This is a genomic window from Pseudomonas sp. GW456-12-1-14-TSB6, assembly GCF_059424205.1.
Window position 1 is genome coordinate 40,278 of record NZ_JBWKZE010000014.1, and the last position, 16,648, is coordinate 56,925.

Annotated in this window: 15 protein-coding genes; 11 read left to right on the forward strand and 4 right to left on the reverse strand. The window is 62.0% G+C overall.

Annotated elements, in window-relative coordinates:
- Positions 1 to 3 precede the first annotated feature (3 nt).
- The 7 genes from AC07Y2_RS15025 to AC07Y2_RS15055 all read left to right on the forward strand — a co-directional run bounded on the left by AC07Y2_RS15025 (position 4) and on the right by AC07Y2_RS15055 (position 8,332).
- A complete protein-coding gene (locus AC07Y2_RS15025; protein WP_103386245.1) occupies positions 4 to 1,188 on the forward strand; it encodes an aminotransferase class V-fold PLP-dependent enzyme in 1,185 nt (394 codons plus the stop codon).
- A gap of 83 nt (positions 1,189 to 1,271) precedes the next feature.
- Complete coding sequence (locus AC07Y2_RS15030) at positions 1,272 to 1,787, forward strand: sigma-70 family RNA polymerase sigma factor (protein ID WP_039771138.1); 516 nt, start codon at positions 1,272 to 1,274, stop codon at positions 1,785 to 1,787.
- Positions 1,788 to 2,765, forward strand: a complete 978-nt coding sequence (locus AC07Y2_RS15035; protein WP_085667217.1) for a FecR domain-containing protein — start codon at positions 1,788 to 1,790, stop codon at positions 2,763 to 2,765.
- Between the two features lie 93 nt (positions 2,766 to 2,858).
- On the forward strand, positions 2,859 to 5,273 hold the full coding sequence (locus AC07Y2_RS15040; protein WP_103386246.1) for a TonB-dependent receptor: 2,415 nt from the start codon (positions 2,859 to 2,861) through the stop codon (positions 5,271 to 5,273).
- A 64-nt stretch (positions 5,274 to 5,337) separates the two neighbouring features.
- On the forward strand, positions 5,338 to 6,525 hold the full coding sequence (locus AC07Y2_RS15045; protein ID WP_074690760.1) for an ABC transporter substrate-binding protein: 1,188 nt from the start codon (positions 5,338 to 5,340) through the stop codon (positions 6,523 to 6,525).
- Positions 6,522 to 7,583, forward strand: a complete 1,062-nt coding sequence (locus AC07Y2_RS15050; RefSeq protein ID WP_085667220.1) for a FecCD family ABC transporter permease — start codon at positions 6,522 to 6,524, stop codon at positions 7,581 to 7,583. Before AC07Y2_RS15045 ends, AC07Y2_RS15050 begins: the two co-directional genes overlap by 4 nt.
- A complete protein-coding gene (locus tag AC07Y2_RS15055; RefSeq protein WP_039771128.1) occupies positions 7,577 to 8,332 on the forward strand; it encodes an ABC transporter ATP-binding protein in 756 nt (251 codons plus the stop codon). Before AC07Y2_RS15050 ends, AC07Y2_RS15055 begins: the two co-directional genes overlap by 7 nt.
- Before the next feature lie 40 nt (positions 8,333 to 8,372).
- Here AC07Y2_RS15055 and AC07Y2_RS15060 read toward each other — a convergent pair whose 3' ends face one another.
- Both AC07Y2_RS15060 and AC07Y2_RS15065 read right to left on the reverse strand, forming a co-directional pair.
- Positions 8,373 to 8,900, reverse strand: coding sequence for a hypothetical protein (locus AC07Y2_RS15060; protein WP_039771126.1), 528 nt, complete (start codon positions 8,898 to 8,900; stop codon positions 8,373 to 8,375).
- A gap of 42 nt (positions 8,901 to 8,942) precedes the next feature.
- Entirely contained in the window at positions 8,943 to 11,069 is a 2,127-nt protein-coding gene (locus AC07Y2_RS15065) for a TonB-dependent receptor family protein (protein ID WP_103386247.1), read from the reverse strand.
- 143 nt (positions 11,070 to 11,212) lie between these two features.
- Here AC07Y2_RS15065 and AC07Y2_RS15070 point away from each other — a divergent pair, with 143 nt between their 5' ends.
- Positions 11,213 to 11,641: a hypothetical protein gene (locus AC07Y2_RS15070; RefSeq protein ID WP_103386248.1), complete on the forward strand. Its 429-nt coding sequence runs from the start codon at positions 11,213 to 11,215 to the stop codon at positions 11,639 to 11,641.
- Between the two features lie 56 nt (positions 11,642 to 11,697).
- Here AC07Y2_RS15070 and AC07Y2_RS15075 read toward each other — a convergent pair whose 3' ends face one another.
- Both AC07Y2_RS15075 and AC07Y2_RS15080 read right to left on the reverse strand, forming a co-directional pair.
- Positions 11,698 to 11,970: a hypothetical protein gene (locus tag AC07Y2_RS15075; protein ID WP_103386249.1), complete on the reverse strand. Its 273-nt coding sequence runs from the start codon at positions 11,968 to 11,970 to the stop codon at positions 11,698 to 11,700.
- Between the two features lie 67 nt (positions 11,971 to 12,037).
- The gene (locus AC07Y2_RS15080) at positions 12,038 to 12,805 is read right to left on the reverse strand and encodes an AraC family transcriptional regulator (RefSeq protein WP_103386250.1); all 768 of its coding nucleotides are present in this window, start codon (positions 12,803 to 12,805) and stop codon (positions 12,038 to 12,040) included.
- Between the two features lie 223 nt (positions 12,806 to 13,028).
- Here AC07Y2_RS15080 and AC07Y2_RS15085 point away from each other — a divergent pair, with 223 nt between their 5' ends.
- Genes AC07Y2_RS15085 through AC07Y2_RS15095 form a run of 3 tightly spaced genes read left to right on the forward strand, consistent with a single transcriptional unit; the run spans position 13,029 to position 16,611 of the window.
- Positions 13,029 to 14,660 carry an APC family permease gene (locus AC07Y2_RS15085; protein ID WP_064595752.1) on the forward strand — a complete coding sequence of 544 codons (1,632 nt, stop codon included), beginning with the start codon at positions 13,029 to 13,031 and terminating at the stop codon, positions 14,658 to 14,660.
- A 22-nt stretch (positions 14,661 to 14,682) separates the two neighbouring features.
- A complete protein-coding gene (locus AC07Y2_RS15090; protein ID WP_103386251.1) occupies positions 14,683 to 15,609 on the forward strand; it encodes a 4-hydroxyproline epimerase in 927 nt (308 codons plus the stop codon).
- A 54-nt stretch (positions 15,610 to 15,663) separates the two neighbouring features.
- Positions 15,664 to 16,611 (forward strand): dihydrodipicolinate synthase family protein, encoded by a 948-nt coding sequence (locus AC07Y2_RS15095; protein ID WP_039771114.1) that lies wholly within the window; start codon positions 15,664 to 15,666, stop codon positions 16,609 to 16,611.
- Positions 16,612 to 16,648 lie beyond the last annotated feature (37 nt).

The window sequence follows — 16,648 nt, forward strand, 5'->3', positions numbered from 1 at the left end:
TCGTTGAACATTGAACAACTGCGCGCCGACACCCCTGGTGTCGAGCAACTGATTCACTTCAACAATGCCGGCGCGGCGCTGATGCCCAATCCAGTCATCGAAGCGGTGACCCGTCACTTGCAACTTGAAACCCGGATCGGCGGTTACGAAGCCGCCGGGCAACAGGCCCGGGAAGTGGAGGATGTCTACGACGCCATCGGCCAACTGATCAACGCGCGTCCCGAAGAAATCGCGGTGATTGAAAACGCGACCCGCGCCTGGGACATGGCCTTCTATTCATTGCCGCTGCGGCCTGGCGATGTGGTGCTGACATCGACCACCGAATACGCCGGCAACTACATTCCCTACCTGCAACTCAAGCAGCAGCGCGGCATCGAGATCAGGGTGGTTCCCAACGACGAACAGGGTCAGGTGTCAGTGCCGGCGCTGCGGGGCATGCTCGGCGATGATCGGGTCGCCCTGGTGTCGCTGCCGGTGATCGCCACCAACGGCGGCCCGGTGCAGCCTATCGAACAGATCGGCGCCCTCGCCCGCTCGGCCGGGGTTCTGTTTCTGCTGGATGCCTGCCAGGGCGTCGGGCAGATGCCGATCGATGTGCAGAAAATCGGCTGTCATATGCTGGCGGCCACCAGCCGCAAATACCTTCGTGGCCCTCGGGGCATGGGGTTTCTCTACGTCGAAAAAACCTTGTGCGAAAACCTCGAACCGACGTTTCTCGACCTGCACGCGGCCTCATTGCTGACCCCGGATACCTTCAAGATCCGAGGCGATGCCCGACGATTTGAAAACTGGGAATGCAACGTTGCCGCGAAACTGGGCATGGGGGCGGCGGCCCGTTACGCCCTGGCGCAAGGCATCGAACCGATGTGGCAGCGCATTCAACGATTGTCGGCACACTTGCGCAATCGCCTGACCGACCTGCCCGGGGTGACGCCGCAGGATCGAGGGGCGGTCAAGTCAGGCATCGTCACCTTCACCTGCCAGGGCGCCAGCGCGGCGCAAGTTCAGACATGGCTGGCGCAGCAGGAAAAACGCGTCAATGTCACCACCTCGACTTTCCGCTCGACGCTGCTCGACATGCAGCAGCGGGACCTGCTGGAAGTCAGCCGGGCATCACTGCACGCCTACAACACCGAGGCGGAAATCGATGCCATGGCGGACGCGTTGATGAGAATGCCACGCGCCTGAAAACGGATACGAATCGCGCTTGCGTCGCAGGCTCTTTGTAAACTAGCATTGGGAATACTTCTCAATTGCAAAACACTGCAGCCATGAGCGAAACCCTTCCCGCGAACAACGACAACCATCTGCGCGTGATCGAAGCGCTGTACAGCGGCCATCACGGCTGGCTGTACGCCACGCTGAAGAAAAAACTGGGTAACGCCATGGATGCGGCGGATCTGGCGCAGGATACCTTCACCCGGATCCTCGCCTCCCAAGTCACGACCATCGAGCAACCCCGGGCCTACCTGAGTTGCGTGGCGAAGGGCATCCTCATCAACTGGTATCAGCGCAAGGCTCTGGAACGCGCCTACCTTGATGCCCTCGCGCATTTGCCCGCACCGGAAGTGCCCTCCCCCGAGTTGCGCTTCGTGGTGCTGGAAACCCTGCACGAAATCGACGCGATGCTCGACACCCTGCCGCCACTGGTCAAACGCGCGTTCCTGCTGTCGCAGATCGGCGGCTTGAAATACGCCGACATCGCCGAGCAGCTGGACGTCTCGCTGATCACCGTCAAGCGCTACATGAAACAGGCTTTCGTGCAGTGCCTGATGCTGGTGGAATGAATGCTTACGCGCCGCAGTGAACCGCCGCTCGATCCGAAAATACTCGAAGAAGCCGCCGAGTGGCTGATGCGTCTGAGCGAAAACGACCTCAGCGAAACCGAGCGTGCGGAGTGGGAGTACTGGAAAGTCAGCAGCCCCGAGCGCAACCGGGCGTGGGCCCGCGCGCAGTTGCTGCAAAGCAAGTTCGGCGGCCTGCCGCCGTCGCTGGCGATGTCGGCGCTGGATCGCCCGAGTAACCCGGAACGCCGCGCAGCGCTGGGCAAACTGGCCTTGCTGCTGGCGGCGATACCCGCCGGTTGGGGCAGCTGGAAACTGGCGCAGTCGCAGCAATGGTCCGCCGATTACCACACCGCCGTCGGGCAGCGTCGCGAACTGACCCTGGCCGACGGCTCGCAAATCACCCTGAACACCGACACGGCCATCGACGTTCTGTTCGACACCCGGCAGCGGCTGATCCATTTACGCGAAGGCGAAATCCTGGTGCAGACTGCGCCGGACAACGCCGCGCAGCCTCGACCTTTTCTGGTCAGCACCCGTCAGGGCCGGATGCAGGCGCTGGGCACGCGCTTCACCGTTCGTGAATGGCAGCCGCGCACCCAACTCGCAGTGCTCGAAGGCGCTGTGCAAGTCGAGCTGGCCGACAGCCCACAGAGCGCGCCGATCATCGTCAACGCCGGGCAACGTACCGACTTTTCATCACAGGCCTTTGGCTCGCTGAACCCGACCGACCGCAACGTTGGCGCCTGGACCGAGGGCATGCTGATGGCGGACAAGATGCGGCTGGCGGATTTTGTTGTCGAACTGGCGCGCTATCGCCGAGGCATTGTGCGGTGCGATCCAGCCATTGCCGACCTGCGCATTTCCGGGGCCTTTCCCATCAGTGATACCCAACGCTCGCTGAACATGCTGGCGCAGACCTATCCCGTGCGCGTCTCCGGGCACTTGAGTGGTTACTGGGTGACGCTCTCACCCGCCTGAGCAAAAAAATCACCGCACGGGTGATACTTTTTTTGATCTCGGCTGGCTATGAAAGGAACAACCATTCCACCTCGTCCATAGGGTCATCCCTTCATGCTCGTTGCACGACCCTTGCTTGCGGATCGTCTGCTAAAGCCCGTTATGCGCGGCGTGTTGCTCAGCGTTGTGCTGGGCCTGGCCAGCAGCGCGCTCGCCGAGGCAGCCAGGCCGGTGCAGCTGGACGCGGTCACTGTGCGAGCCTACAACATCGGGCCCGGCCCGCTTGGCGTGACCCTCTCGAGCTTTGCCGTGGACGCCGGTATCGCCTTGTCGTTTCAGCCGTCGATCACCGAAGGCCTCGTCAGCCCTGGATTGTCCGGCAGCTACTCGGTGCAGGAAGCGGTGTCTCGACTGCTCGAAGGCAGTGGCCTGGAGATGGTCGCTCGCAGCGACGGGACCTGGACGCTGGTAGTGCGCCGGGTCACGTTGTCGGACACCACGGTCGAAGGCATCGACACGCGCACCGACAGCTTGCCGCCGGTGCTTGCGGGCGGTCAGGTCGCCCGCGGCGGACGCCTTGGCATTCTGGGCAACCGCGATGCGATGGACGCTCCGTTCAGTGTCAGCAGCTACACCTCGACACTGATCAAGGACCAGCAGGCTGTCACCGTCGGCGACTTGCTGGAGCGCGACTCATCGGTGCGTTCCACAGGGCAGACAGGCGGGATTGTCGACTCGTTCTTCATCCGTGGTTTTCCGGTCGGCGAAGGCAACCTCGGTGAACTGGCGTTCGACGGCGTGTACGGCGTGGCCTCCAACTACCGGGTGTTCACCGAGTACGCCGAACGGATCGAACTGGTCAAAGGCCCCGGCGCCCTGCTCTACGGCATGTCGCCCAACAGCGGTGTCGGCGGCGTGATCAACGTGGTACCCAAGCGTTCACTGGACGAAGACCTGACTCGTTTCACCACCAGTTACGCCTTGAATACCCAGCTCGGCGGCCACCTCGATGTCAGCCGACGCTTCGGTGAAGAACGCCGCTTCGGCGTGCGGATCAATGGCAGCGTCCAGCAAGGCGATACGGCTATCGACAAGCAATCCCGAGAGGTCGGTATCGGCGCGATGTCCCTCGACTACCAGGGCGAACGCCTGCGCACCACCCTGGACCTGATCAATCAGAAAGAGAGTTTCGACGCCGCATCCCGCCCCTTCCTGATTGCCTCCGGCGTGGAGATTCCGTCCGCAGCCAACGGCCGCACCAGCGTCAGCCAGGAATGGGGCTGGTCGGAAACCCGCGACAAATCGGCGTTGCTCGGCGGCGAATACGACCTCAACGACAACCTGACCGTGTTCGCCCACGCCGGCGGTGGCCGATCGGATGTCGCGCGCATGTCCGACCAGACGCCGACCATCATCAATGAAGCGGGCGACACCTCGTCGATCCCCGGCTATTACAAATTCGAAGTCCAGCGCTACACCGTCGATGCCGGTGCGCGGCTGCGGTTCGACACCGGGCCGATCAGTCATAGCACGGCGCTACAAGTCACCCGCTACCGCGATAACTTGTCCCGGGGGATTATTTCCGGCCCGGCGATCCTGTCGAACATCTATCACCCGCTCGATCGCCCGAAACCCGCGATCGCCAAGCCGGATACCCCGAAGGTTTCCGAAAGCGAGCTGTCGGGCGTGGCCCTCGCCGACACCCTGTCGGTGCTCGATGAACACCTCCAGGTCACGCTCGGCGTGCGCCAGCAGAACATCAAGTCGGATAACTACAACACGGCAGGCTCAATCACCACGTCCTACGACAAAAGCAAATCCACGCCGCTGTTCGGGATCGTCGCCAAGCCCTGGGACCATGTCTCGTTCTACTACAACTACGTCGAAGGCCTGAGCAAGGGTGACATCGCGCCGTCCGCCGCTGCCAACGCGGGCGAGATCTTTTCCCCTTATGTGTCGCGCCAGCAGGAAGTCGGGGTCAAGCTCGACTACGGCCGTTTCATGTCCACCATCGCCCTGTTCCAGCTTGAAAAGCCCAGCGGTGAACTGGCATCCGGGGTGTTCTCGGTCAACGGCGAACAGCGCAACCGTGGCGTCGAACTGAACATGGCGGGCGAGATTGCAACAGGCACACGCCTGATCGGGGGCGTGACGCTGCTCGACGGCGAACTGACCCGAACCGGTGTCGCTGCCAACCGTGGCAACAAACCGGTCGGGGTTCCCGAAGTGCAAGCCAACCTCTGGGCCGAGTGGGACGTCCCGCAGGTCGAAGGTCTGACGCTGACCAGCGGCGCGATCTACACCGGCAACCAGTACGTCAATCAGGCCAACACCCAACAACTGGACGCCTGGACCCGCTTCGATGTGGGCGCTCGCTACGCCACTCGCATCGCCGAACGGCCGACCACTTTGCGGGCCACCGTGCAGAACGTGTTCGACCGTGAATACTGGTCGGGCGTCGCCTCCTACGGCGCGTTCTCCCAGGGCGCGCCTCGGACCTTATTGCTCTCGGCCACTGTCGATTTCTGAAACGTCCGGCCCGGAGCGGCGCCTGGCGTCGTGGTCCGATCCGGCTTTTGCAAAGGCATACACCATGGTTAATGTTTTTCGCCGCCGCCAGACCTTCGCCGCCCTGCTGATCGCCGGGCTGCTGGGTTTGTCGATTTCTTCCTTGATGCCAAGCCGCGTACAGGCTGGCGAAGCGGATCCGGCACTGGGCACCGTGACTGACTTGCAGGGCCGCACGGTCAAGGTTCACCTGCCGGTGCGCCGGGTCATTCTGGGTGAAGGTCGCCAGCTGTATCTGGTGGCCGCGCTGGATACGCAGAACCCTATCGAACGCATCGTCGGCTGGCGCAAGGATTTGATCCAGTCCGACCCGGACACCTATAACGCCTACCTGCGCAAATTCCCCGACATCGCGAAAATCCCGACCTTCGGCGGTTTCGAGAGCGGCACCTTCGACATCGAGCAGGCGATCTCGCAGAAGCCTGACGTGATCATCCTCAACATCGAAGCGCAGCACGCAACCGAGGATGCCCGCTACATCGAGAAACTCGATGCCCTGGGCATCCCGGTGGTGTACGTCGACTTTCGCAACAACCCCATGCAGAACACCGAGCCGACCATGCGTCTGTTCGGCAAGTTGTTCGGCAAGGAAGAGCGCGCCGAAGCGTTCATCGATTTTCGTAACCAGCAGATCCACCGCGTCACCGACGTGATCGAGAAATACCATCCTGCCCGTCCCAACGTGTTCATCGAGCGCATCGGTGGCTATACCGATGATTGCTGCCTGAGTTTCGGCAACGAGAACTTTGGTCTGTTCGTCGACATGGCCGGTGGCAATAACATCGCCCGTCGGATCATTCCGAGCACCTTCGGGCAACTTAACCCTGAGCAAGTGATCGTCGCCAATCCCGACCATGTGGTGGTTACCAGCGCCGACTGGGAAGCCTTTGCGCCGCGGGGCCATTGGGTCGGCGTCGGCCCGGGCGCAGACCTGACCGAAGCCCGGCGCAAACTGGCCTGGTACACCCAGCGCCCGGCCTACGCCGGCATCAAGGCGCAGAACACTCAGGCGTTTCATGCGATCTGGCACCAGTTTTACAACAGCCCTTACCAATTCGTGGCCATTCAGCAATTGGCCAAATGGTTCCACCCGGAACTGTTCGCCGATCTTGATCCCGATGCGGAATTTCGCGAAATGCACGAGCGCTTCCTGCCGGTGCCGTATGAACCGGGCTATTTCGTCAGCCTGCAAAAAACCGAGGACAAGCCATGAGTTCGCTGGGCGAAGCACCGATTGTGCAGAGCGTCACCTACCGGCGGCTGGTGCTGCGTAAACGGCTGATTCTGCTAGGGCTGGCCGTGCTGCTGATCTTCAGCGTGTTGCTCGATCTGGCACTGGGCCCGGCCCGTTACAGCCTCAGCGAAGTGCTCGGTGCTTTGATCTCGCCGGAAACCGCATCGGCACAAGTGCGGGTGGTCATGTGGGACATCCGCCTGCCGGTGGCGTTGATGGCGGTCGCTGTCGGCGCGGCGCTTTCGCTCGCCGGGGCGCAGATGCAGACCATCCTCAACAACCCGCTCGCCAGCCCGTTCACCCTCGGTATTTCGGCGGCGGCCGGTTTCGGCGCAGCGCTGGGGCTGGCCTTCGGCGTGGCGCTGTTTCCGCTGGCGGCGCAATACATGGTGCCGCTCAACGCGTTCATCATGGCGATGCTCTCGGCGCTGTTGATTCACTTCATGAGCATGCGTCGTGGCGTGACCGCCGAAACCATCGTGCTGCTCGGCATCGCCCTGGTGTTTACCTTCAATGCGTTACTGGCGCTGGTGCAGTTTTTCGCCACCGAACAAGCCGTGGCAGCCGTGGTGTTCTGGACCATGGGCAGCCTGACCAAGGCCACGTGGCCGAAACTCGGGGTGATCTGCGTGGTGATCCTCATCACCCTGCCGATCTTCGCCAAACGTGCGTGGGCGATGACGGCCCTGCGCCTGGGCGACGACAAGGCTGCGAGTTTCGGCATCAACGTGCGCAGCCTGCGCTTTCAAACGCTGATCATGGTCAGTCTGCTCGCTTCGTTTCCGGTGGCGTTCGTTGGCACGATCGGTTTCATCGGGCTGGTTGGGCCGCACATCGCGCGGATGCTGATCGGCGAGGATCAGCGGTTTTTCCTGCCGGCCTCGTTGCTGACTGGCGCGCTGATCCTGTCCGCCAGTTCGGTGGTCAGCAAGACGCTGATCCCGGGAGCGATATTCCCCATTGGCGTGGTCACATCGCTGATCGGTGTGCCGTTCTTCATTTCTCTGATTCTCAACGGTAAGAAAAACTCATGGTGAAGATCCGGCTCGACAACCTCGGCGCCCGCTACGGGCAGCGCGAGATCATTTCCGGTGTCAGCACCGCGACGTTTACCGGTGGCCAGGTCGTGGCCGTCGTCGGCCCCAACGCGGCAGGCAAATCGACGCTGTTCAAGCGCATGGCCGGGCTGATCGACGGGCCGGGCGAAGTGATTCTGGAAGGCTCGAAAAAAGGCACTCAAGGCATCAGCTACATGCCCCAGGGCCTGAACGCCAGCGCCCGGCTCACGGTGTACGAATCGGTGCTGCTGGCGCGCAAGCAACTGACGCCCAACTGGGCGGTTCACGATGATGAACTGAAACTGGTGGACGAGATTCTCGAAGCGCTCGGGATCACCGAACTGTCGTTTCGCAACCTCGGTGAGCTGAGCGGCGGTCAGCAGCAATTGGTGTCAATCGCCCAGACGCTGGTGCGCGAACCGGAAATCCTGCTGATGGACGAACCCACCAGCGCACTCGACATGCACCGGCAGGTTCAGGTGTTGAACTTCATGAAAGCCCTCGCGCGCCGTCGCGAAGTGATCGTCTTCATCGCCATCCACGACCTGAATCAGGCGCTGCGCTTTGCCGATCAGGTGCTGGTCATCGCGGGTGGCACGGCCCATGGCAGCGGACCCAGCCATGAAGTCATCACCGAGCCGATGCTGCGCGCGGTCTACAAGGTCGAGGCGCGGATCGAGCAATGCAGTCGCGGGCAGCACCATATTCTGATCGATGACATTGTTTGAGGGTTGCACCGTCAAACCGCAAACGCAGGGATGCCGAGAGCTATTTCGTGACGGGTAGAAATTTCAGGCAGGCGAAACCGGTCTTGATACGCAATTGTTGGATGGGCTGGACACTTTCCTGATCGCCGACCTTTTTCACTACACCGATCCCGCAGTGATACTGGTCGTACTTGAACACCGGAATGATGCCGGGCTTGGTCTCGCTCCAGAAACCGGTCTTTATGGTGTAGACAGCGCCTTCCTGAGGCGTGAAGGAAAAAGGTATCTGGCACTGAGTACCGCCCACTACATCGCGGTAAGTCAGCACCAGTTCTTTACCGACGGCGACTTTGGACTCGATGAAGTCGCCGTTATAGGAAAGCGGCGTAAAGCCGGCATAACAACTTTTTTCGTTGAACGTCATCGCGTCCAGCGTTGTGCCACGATCATATTTAAGGCGAACGGTCGCAGAAGGCTCATCCGGGCGGGGAAACTCGTACTGTTTGCCCATGAACAGTGACGTGCAACCACTGAGCGCAAACGACCCGGCCAACAGTGCACACCAACCAAACTTGTATTTACCGACCATCAACCAGTCCTTGAGACGTTTGAATAGGGAACTGCCTGCCCCTCAGAGCAAACTCCACGACACCCCGACATACATCGCCATGCCCTCACCCGGCGTGGAGCGTGCGGCGTCCAGACCTTTATCGTCATAGCCCGGCGTAACTGTAGCGGCGTAGTGCTTGTCGGTCAGGTTGCGCATGTCCAGCCAGGTCTGCCAGTCGCCTTTCGGTGCGTTGTAGCCGAGGGTCGCACCGAAGGTGGCGTAAGGATCGGCGTAATAGCTGTTGGCGTAATCCACTGCGGTTTTCGAGACCAGTTGCGTGTTGACCGCCGCGAAGAAACCCTGCGGGAAGTCGTAGCGCAGTTCGCCCTGGTAGTAATGCATCGGCAGGCCCGGCAGGCGGTTATCACCGAAGCGGTCGTCGTCGCGGTAGTGGAAATCGCTGAAGGTGTAGGCCTGACGCAGGCTCAACTTGCCGCCATCGTTTGCTGACCACAGGTTGCTGTTCAGGCTGGCTTCAATACCTTGGTGCACGGTCGGGCTGGCGTTGAGTTCGTAAGGCGTGGTGGCGTTGGCGTCCGGCAACACCGAAAGCAATTCGTGTCGCACCTGAGCGTAGTACCACGCCAGACTCCACTCGCCGAACGCGCTGTCGCCACGGCCGCCGAGTTCCAGGGTGGTCGCGGTCTGGTTTTGCAGCTTGACCGGGTCGCGCTGGGCGCCGGTGGCGGCGCCGCTGCCGGTCGGGAAGCGTACGTTGGAGCTGTAGATCAGCGACCACGGATGCGGCGCTTCGACCGAGCGGCTCAGGTTGCCGAACAGTTGCAAGTCCGGCGTCAGCTGATAGCGCAGACCCAGACGTGGCGCGTAATCCCAGTCACCGAGGCTGGTCTTGCCGCCACCTTCCGGGTAGGTCACGGCGCTTTCGCGACGGGTGTAGATCGCGGCGAGGCCGGTGGTCAGCCACAGGTCATCGGCGATTTCCAGGTCGTTGCCCACGTGCAGGACAGAATCCGAACCCTGATACGTAAAGTTGCGCATGTGAGTGCCCGGCGCATAGCCGGCGGTGTTGCCGGTAGGAATCCGCACCAGCTCGCTGGCCCCGTCGTTGGGCAGGTGTTTGGTCACTCGCAGGCCCACGGTGCTGTTGCTCTCCATCCCCCAGAGCGTGTCGCGGCGCTTGTAGTCAAACGTGCCGCTGACATCGGTGTACGCCACTTTCAGGCGATTGGGGCCTTCGCGCAGGTCCATCGGGTAATCGTGATAAACCAGACCGGTCTGGATGCTCGAATCGTCATCGATGTAGTACGTGGTCTTGTTGCCGATGAAGGTGCTGCCGGGCTGATCGCGGCTGTCGTTGCGCGTCACGTAGGCCGGGTTGGCTGCGCGCGGATCGTGCTCGATGGAGTGTTTGGTCACCCGGCCGGCGAGGTCGTTGTCGGTCTCGCGGTGACGAATGTAGAAGCGGGTTTCCAGATTCGGATTGAAGCGATAACCGAAGTTGGCGATCACGCCCTGGCTCTTGCTGGCGGTGTGATCCTGATAACCGTCGGAATGCGCGTCGGTCATCGACAGGTAGTAATCGAAGTCACCCAGCACCTGGCCCGAGCTGACTTGCCGCTGGGAATAACCGTGGCTGCCCATGACATAGCGCACATTCAGCAGTGGCGCGTTATAGCCCGTGTGGCTGACGTAATCGACGGCGCCACCGAGGGCCAGCGCACCGCGATCAAAACCGTTGGCGCCGCGCAGCACTTCCACATGATCCAGCCACAGCGGCTCCAGCAGTTCATAAGGCGTGCCGCCGGGGCCGGTCAGCGGCAGACCGTCGAGCATCGTGTACAGCCCCGAGGCGTGGGCGCCGGGGGCACGGTTGATGCCAGAGCCACGGATCGAGATTTTCGTTCCTTCGTTGCCCGCCGACTGGGCATAGACACCGGGCTGATACGCCAGCACGTCCTGATTGCTCGCGACCCGGCCCTGCAATGGCTGGCGCATATCGACCACATTGCTGCCACCCGGCACCTGGGCCAGACGAGCCTTCGCCTCTTCCACCGACAGATCGTCACCGCTCTGATCCTCGGCCCCGATCAGCACTTGCCCCAGTTCCAGCCCCTGGGATTGCGCCTTGACCGGACAGACAAGGGCCAGCCCCAGCAAGGCAGCGGGCAGGGTTTTCAGCGAAGGCATCGGGTGAACTCCAGACAGGCGGGAACGGACAGTGACAACTGCGACGTATGAAAGAACGAAGGAAACACATGGCGATTTTGTTTTTTGTCAGGTAAACAGGCGGCTGAAATGCCGGGCTGTGATTTGAACAAGGAGATGCAGGGATGGCCGAAGAAGTTCTGAAGTCGAAGATGGTCAACTTTCTGGTGACCGATGCTGAACTGAACTACGACGATGTGGGCGAATTCTACGAGGTCGTGGGGAGCGGCAATGTCGGCGTACTGGCCGGGGTGCTCGAGGGATTCAGAAATCACTATGGCGGATTGTGGGTGGGCGGCAGAGTCACCGTCACCGAAAACGCCGTTTACTTGAATGCCAATGCCATGAACCGCATGGTTCAGGACGGGACACTGGATGTCGAGATACCAATGCCGGCGATCCGCAAGGTCACCGTCGAAGGCGGTTTCGTGACAAAGATCGTCCGTCTCGACACAGACGCCTACAGTGTCAAATTCCGCTGCTACGGTGCCAAGGACGTTGCCTCACTGATCGCCAGACTGGCCCTTTCGCAGTCGTTGAAACGCGCGCGGTAGTGCTGGTCTGAAGACAACAGCGCCACCGGCCTTTGAGGTGGCGACTGGGTCCCCCGTCAATTCTTGCACTTGGCCAACACCACCTGACAGGTATCGGGCGTTCCGCCCGAACGTCCGGCATAGCGCACGCAGTTATTCATGGATTTTTTTTGCGCGATACCCAGGGTCGCTCCCCACGCGAGACCACCCTCCCCTGATGTCGGCACCGCTTTGGCATAGCAGCGATCACCGGTGGTCGCATAGTGAGCATTGCTCGAACAGGACGCCGTCAGCGTCAGCAGGATCGCGCACAGGCCATACGAGCATCGGCGTACCCAGAATTCGCTCATCTCGTTTCACCTGCAGCAAGTGGGGCTGACCTGTTCAGTCTAGCCGCGATGACTCGCAAACCGCTCATTACTCTGTCGCCTGCCGGTACTGACGCGGGGTGAACCCGGTCGAGGCCTTGAACTGCCGGGTGAAGGCGCTGTGATCGGTGTAGCCGCATTGCAGCGCCACCTCGGTGATCGGCAGCTCGGTGTGCAACAGGCGATGGGCATGTTCCAGCCGCACTTTCTGAATCATCTGCCTCGGCGTAAGGTGAAAGACCCGTTTGCAGTAGCGCTCCAGTTGCGCCACCGAAATGCCGGCGATCCGGGTCAGCTCACCCAGCGTCACCCGACGATTGAAATGCGCGCGGATGTGTTCGTCGACCGCCGCCAGGCGCTGAAACGCCGGGTGGGTTTCGCTGGCCGATTGCAGGTCCACCGAAATCCCCGCGAGGCCGATGATCTCGCCGTCGCGGTTGTACAGCGGACGCTTGTGCGTCAGGCACCAACCCGGTTCGCGGCTGCCGTACAGATGCAGTTCCAGTTGATCCTCCAGCACGAACCCCTCTTCCAGCACCCGCCGATCCTGCTCGGTATAACCGGGCCCGAGTTGCGCCGGAAATACCTGCGCACTGGTCTTGCCGAGCAGCGGTTTCAGGTCTTTCAGGCCGCAGCGCTGCACCAGCGTGTGATTGGCCAGGACGTACCGCGCCTGCACATCCTTGATGAAGATCGCCGCGTTCGGAATCACGTCCAGCATCGGCAACAGCGGCGCCACCCCCGCCAGCAGCGCCTCGAGGGTGTAGGGACGATTGTGCGCATCGCCCTGGCTCAGGATCGCAAATGCGTTCTGCATGGTGACGGTTTTCCCCGGTGAGTGGATCGGGCTGAGGCGTTCGCGTGCAGATTGCAGCAACGTTTGCGGCGTGTCGAGCGCCGCTGTCTTTCTTCGCAACTGTGCCGATTTCGTCATCCGCAGCTGCGCAAAACATCAATCGCCCGACGCACGATGAGTTCACTGTTTAGCCGTTCCAGTGACTCACACCTGCCTATCCAATAACTCACAAGAAGGCGATGCCATGTCAGGCCAAGGCAAGTTCAAAAAACAACTTTCATTGATCGACCTCACCTTTATCGGGTTGGGGGCGATCTTCGGTTCCGGCTGGTTGTTCGCGGCCAGTCACGTGTCGGCGATTGCCGGGCCGGCGGGAATTTTTTCCTGGTTGCTGGGCGGGTTCGCCGTGTTGCTGCTGGGCATCGTCTACTGCGAACTGGGCGCGGCATTGCCCCGCGCTGGCGGTGTGGTGCGCTACCCGGTTTACAGCCACGGGCCGCTGCTCGGTTACCTGATGGGTTTTATTACGCTGATCGCGTTTTCCAGTCTGGTGGCGATCGAGGTGGTCGCTTCGCGCCAATACGCGGCAGCCTGGTTTCCGAGCCTGACCAAGGCCGGCAGCGGTGACCCGACCCTGCTCGGCTGGCTGGTGCAGTTCGGCCTGCTGTGCGTGTTCTTCCTGCTCAACTACCGCAGCGTGAAGACCTTCGCCAAGGCCAACAATCTGGTCAGCGTGTTCAAGTTCATCGTACCGCTGCTGGTGATCGGCGTGCTGTTCACCTTCTTCAAACCGGAAAACTTTCAGGTTCAGGGCTTCGCCCCATTCGGACTCTCGGGTATCGAGATGGCCGTCTCCGCCGGCGGTGTGATCTTCGCCTATCTGGGCCTGACCCCAATCATTTCGGTGGCCAGCGAAGTGAAGAACCCGCAACGCACCATCCCGATTGCGCTGATCCTGTCGGTGCTGCTGTCCACCGCGATCTACGTGTTGCTGCAAACCGCCTTCCTCGGCGGCATCCCGACCGAATTGCTCGCCAATGGCTGGGCCGGGGTATCCAAGGAATTCGCCCTGCCGTACCGCGACATCGCCCTGGCACTGGGCGTGGGCTGGCTGGCGTATCTGGTCGTCGCGGACGCGGTGATCTCCCCCAGCGGCTGCGGCAACATCTACATGAACGCCACCCCTCGGGTGATCTACGGCTGGGCGCAGACCGGCACCTTCTTCAAGGTCTTCACTCACATCGACGCGAAGTCCGGCATCCCGCGTCCGGCGTTGTGGCTGACCTTCGCCCTGTCGGTGTTCTGGACTCTGCCGTTCCCATCGTGGGAAGCACTGATCAACGTGGTGTCCGCCGCGCTGGTGCTGAGTTACGCAGTGGCTCCGGTGACCGTCGCCGCGCTGCGTCGCAATGCCCCCGACATGCCGCGCCCGTTCCGGGTCAAGTGCATGGGCGTGCTGGGGCCGGTGTCGTTCATCATCGCTGCGCTGATCGTTTACTGGTCGGGCTGGAACACCGTGTCCTGGCTGCTCGGCCTGCAAATCCTGATGTTCGTCGTCTACCTGCTCTGCGGCCGCTTCGTGCCGACCGCCCACCTCAGCCTGTCCCGCCAAGTGCGCTCGTCGGCGTGGCTGATCGCCTTCTACGCGGTGACCATCGTCCTGTCGAAACTCGGCACCTTTGGTGGTCTGGGCATCCTCACCCATCCGTTCGACACCCTGGTCGTCGCAGCCTGTGCGATGGGCATCTATTACTGGGGCGCCGCCACCGGCGTACCGGCACACCTGCTGCGTCTGGAATCGGAAGAGGATGAAAGCGAAGTCGCTTCGCCGTCCCCCGCCTCCGCCGCCAATCCTCGCGCTGCCGGCGCTTACTGAAATCACTCAACGGGACCTGTCCATGAAACGAATACACGTCATTGATTCCCACACCGGCGGCGAACCCACGCGTCTGGTGATGAAAGGTTTTCCCGACCTGCCGGGCCGCACCATGGCCGAGAAGCGCGATGCCCTCTGCAACCAGCATGACCAATGGCGCCGCGCCTGCCTGCTGGAACCGCGTGGCAACGATGTGCTGGTGGGCGCGCTGTATTGCGAGCCGGTGTCGCCGGACGCTACCTGCGGCGTGATCTTCTTCAACAACGCCGGCTACCTCGGCATGTGCGGCCACGGCACCATCGGCCTGGTCGCATCGCTGCAGCACCTGGGGCTGATCGCACCGGGGGTGCACAAGATCGACACGCCGGTCGGCCCGGTCAGCGCCACGCTGCATGAAGACGGTGCCGTGACGCTCGGCAACGTGCCCGCTTATCGCTCACGCAAACAGGTGGCGGTGGAAGTGCCGGGGTACGGCCGCTTCCTCGGTGACGTCGCCTACGGCGGCAACTGGTTTTTCCTGGTCTCCGAACACGGCCAGACCCTGACGATGGACTACGTCGAAACCCTGACCGACCTCACCTGGAAAATGCTCAAGGCCCTCGAGGACCAAGGGATCCATGGCGAGGACGGCGCGGTCATCGACCACATCGAACTGTTCGCCGATGACGCCGAGGCCGACAGCCGCAACTTCGTCATGTGCCCCGGCAAAGCCTACGACCGCTCCCCTTGCGGCACCGGCACCAGCGCCAAACTGGCGTGCCTGGCCGCCGACGAAAAACTCGCGCCGGGCGAGCGCTGGGTGCAGGCGAGCATCACCGGCAGCCAGTTCGAAGGCCGCTTTGAATGGGAAGGCGATCGCATCCGCCCCTACATCACCGGCCGCGCCCACATGACCGCCGACAGCACGCTGCTGATCGACGAAACCGATCCGTTCGCGTGGGGCATCTGAGCCGCTGCGCTGCACTTCAAACCCCTCTGAATGACCGTTCCAAGGAGAACAATAATGAGCGACAACATCTTCACCGGCTGCATGCCCGCCCTGATGACCCCGTGCACCGCCGCGCGCAAACCGGACTTCGATGCGCTGGTGGCCAAGGGTCGCGAACTGATCGACATCGGCATGAGCGCGGTCGTGTATTGCGGCTCCATGGGCGACTGGCCGCTGCTCACCGAAGCCGAGCGTCAGGAAGGCGTGGCGCGGCTGGTGGCGGCCGGGATTCCGACCATCGTCGGCACCGGCGCGGTCAACACCCGTGAAGCGGTGTCCCACGCTGCCCATGCGGCGAAAGTCGGCGCGCGGGGCTTGATGGTGATTCCTCGGGTGCTGTCCCGTGGCGCTTCGGCGGCGGCGCAAAAAGCCCACTTCGCGGCGATTCTGCAAGCCGCGCCGAACCTGCCGGCGGTGATCTACAACAGCCCTTACTACGGCTTCGCCACCCGCGCCGATCTGTTCTTCGAGCTGCGCCGTGAATACCCGAACCTGATCGGTTTCAAGGAATTCGGCGGTGGCGCCGATCTGCGCTACGCCGCTGAAAACATCACCTCCAAGGACGATGACGTGACCTTGATGGTCGGTGTCGACACCCAGGTCGTGCACGGTTTCGTCAACTGCAACGCCACCGGCGCCATCACCGGCATCGGCAACGCCCTGCCCCGCGAAGTGCTGCAACTGGTGGCCCTGAGCAAGCAGGCCGCCAAGGGTGACGCCAAGGCCCGACGTCAGGCCCGGGAGCTGGAATCGGCGCTGGCGGTGCTGTCGTCCTTCGACGAAGGCACGGATCTGGTGCTGTATTACAAACACCTGATGGTGCTCAACGGCGACAAGGAATACACCCTGCATTTCAACGAAACCGATGCCCTTAGCGACTCACAGCGTCGTTACGCAGAAGCCCAGTACGCGCTGTTCCGTCACTGGTACGAAAACTGGTCGGCGGAACAGAACTTCGCCTGACCTGCCGCTGCGCTCAAGCCCGCCGCCACCCACGGCG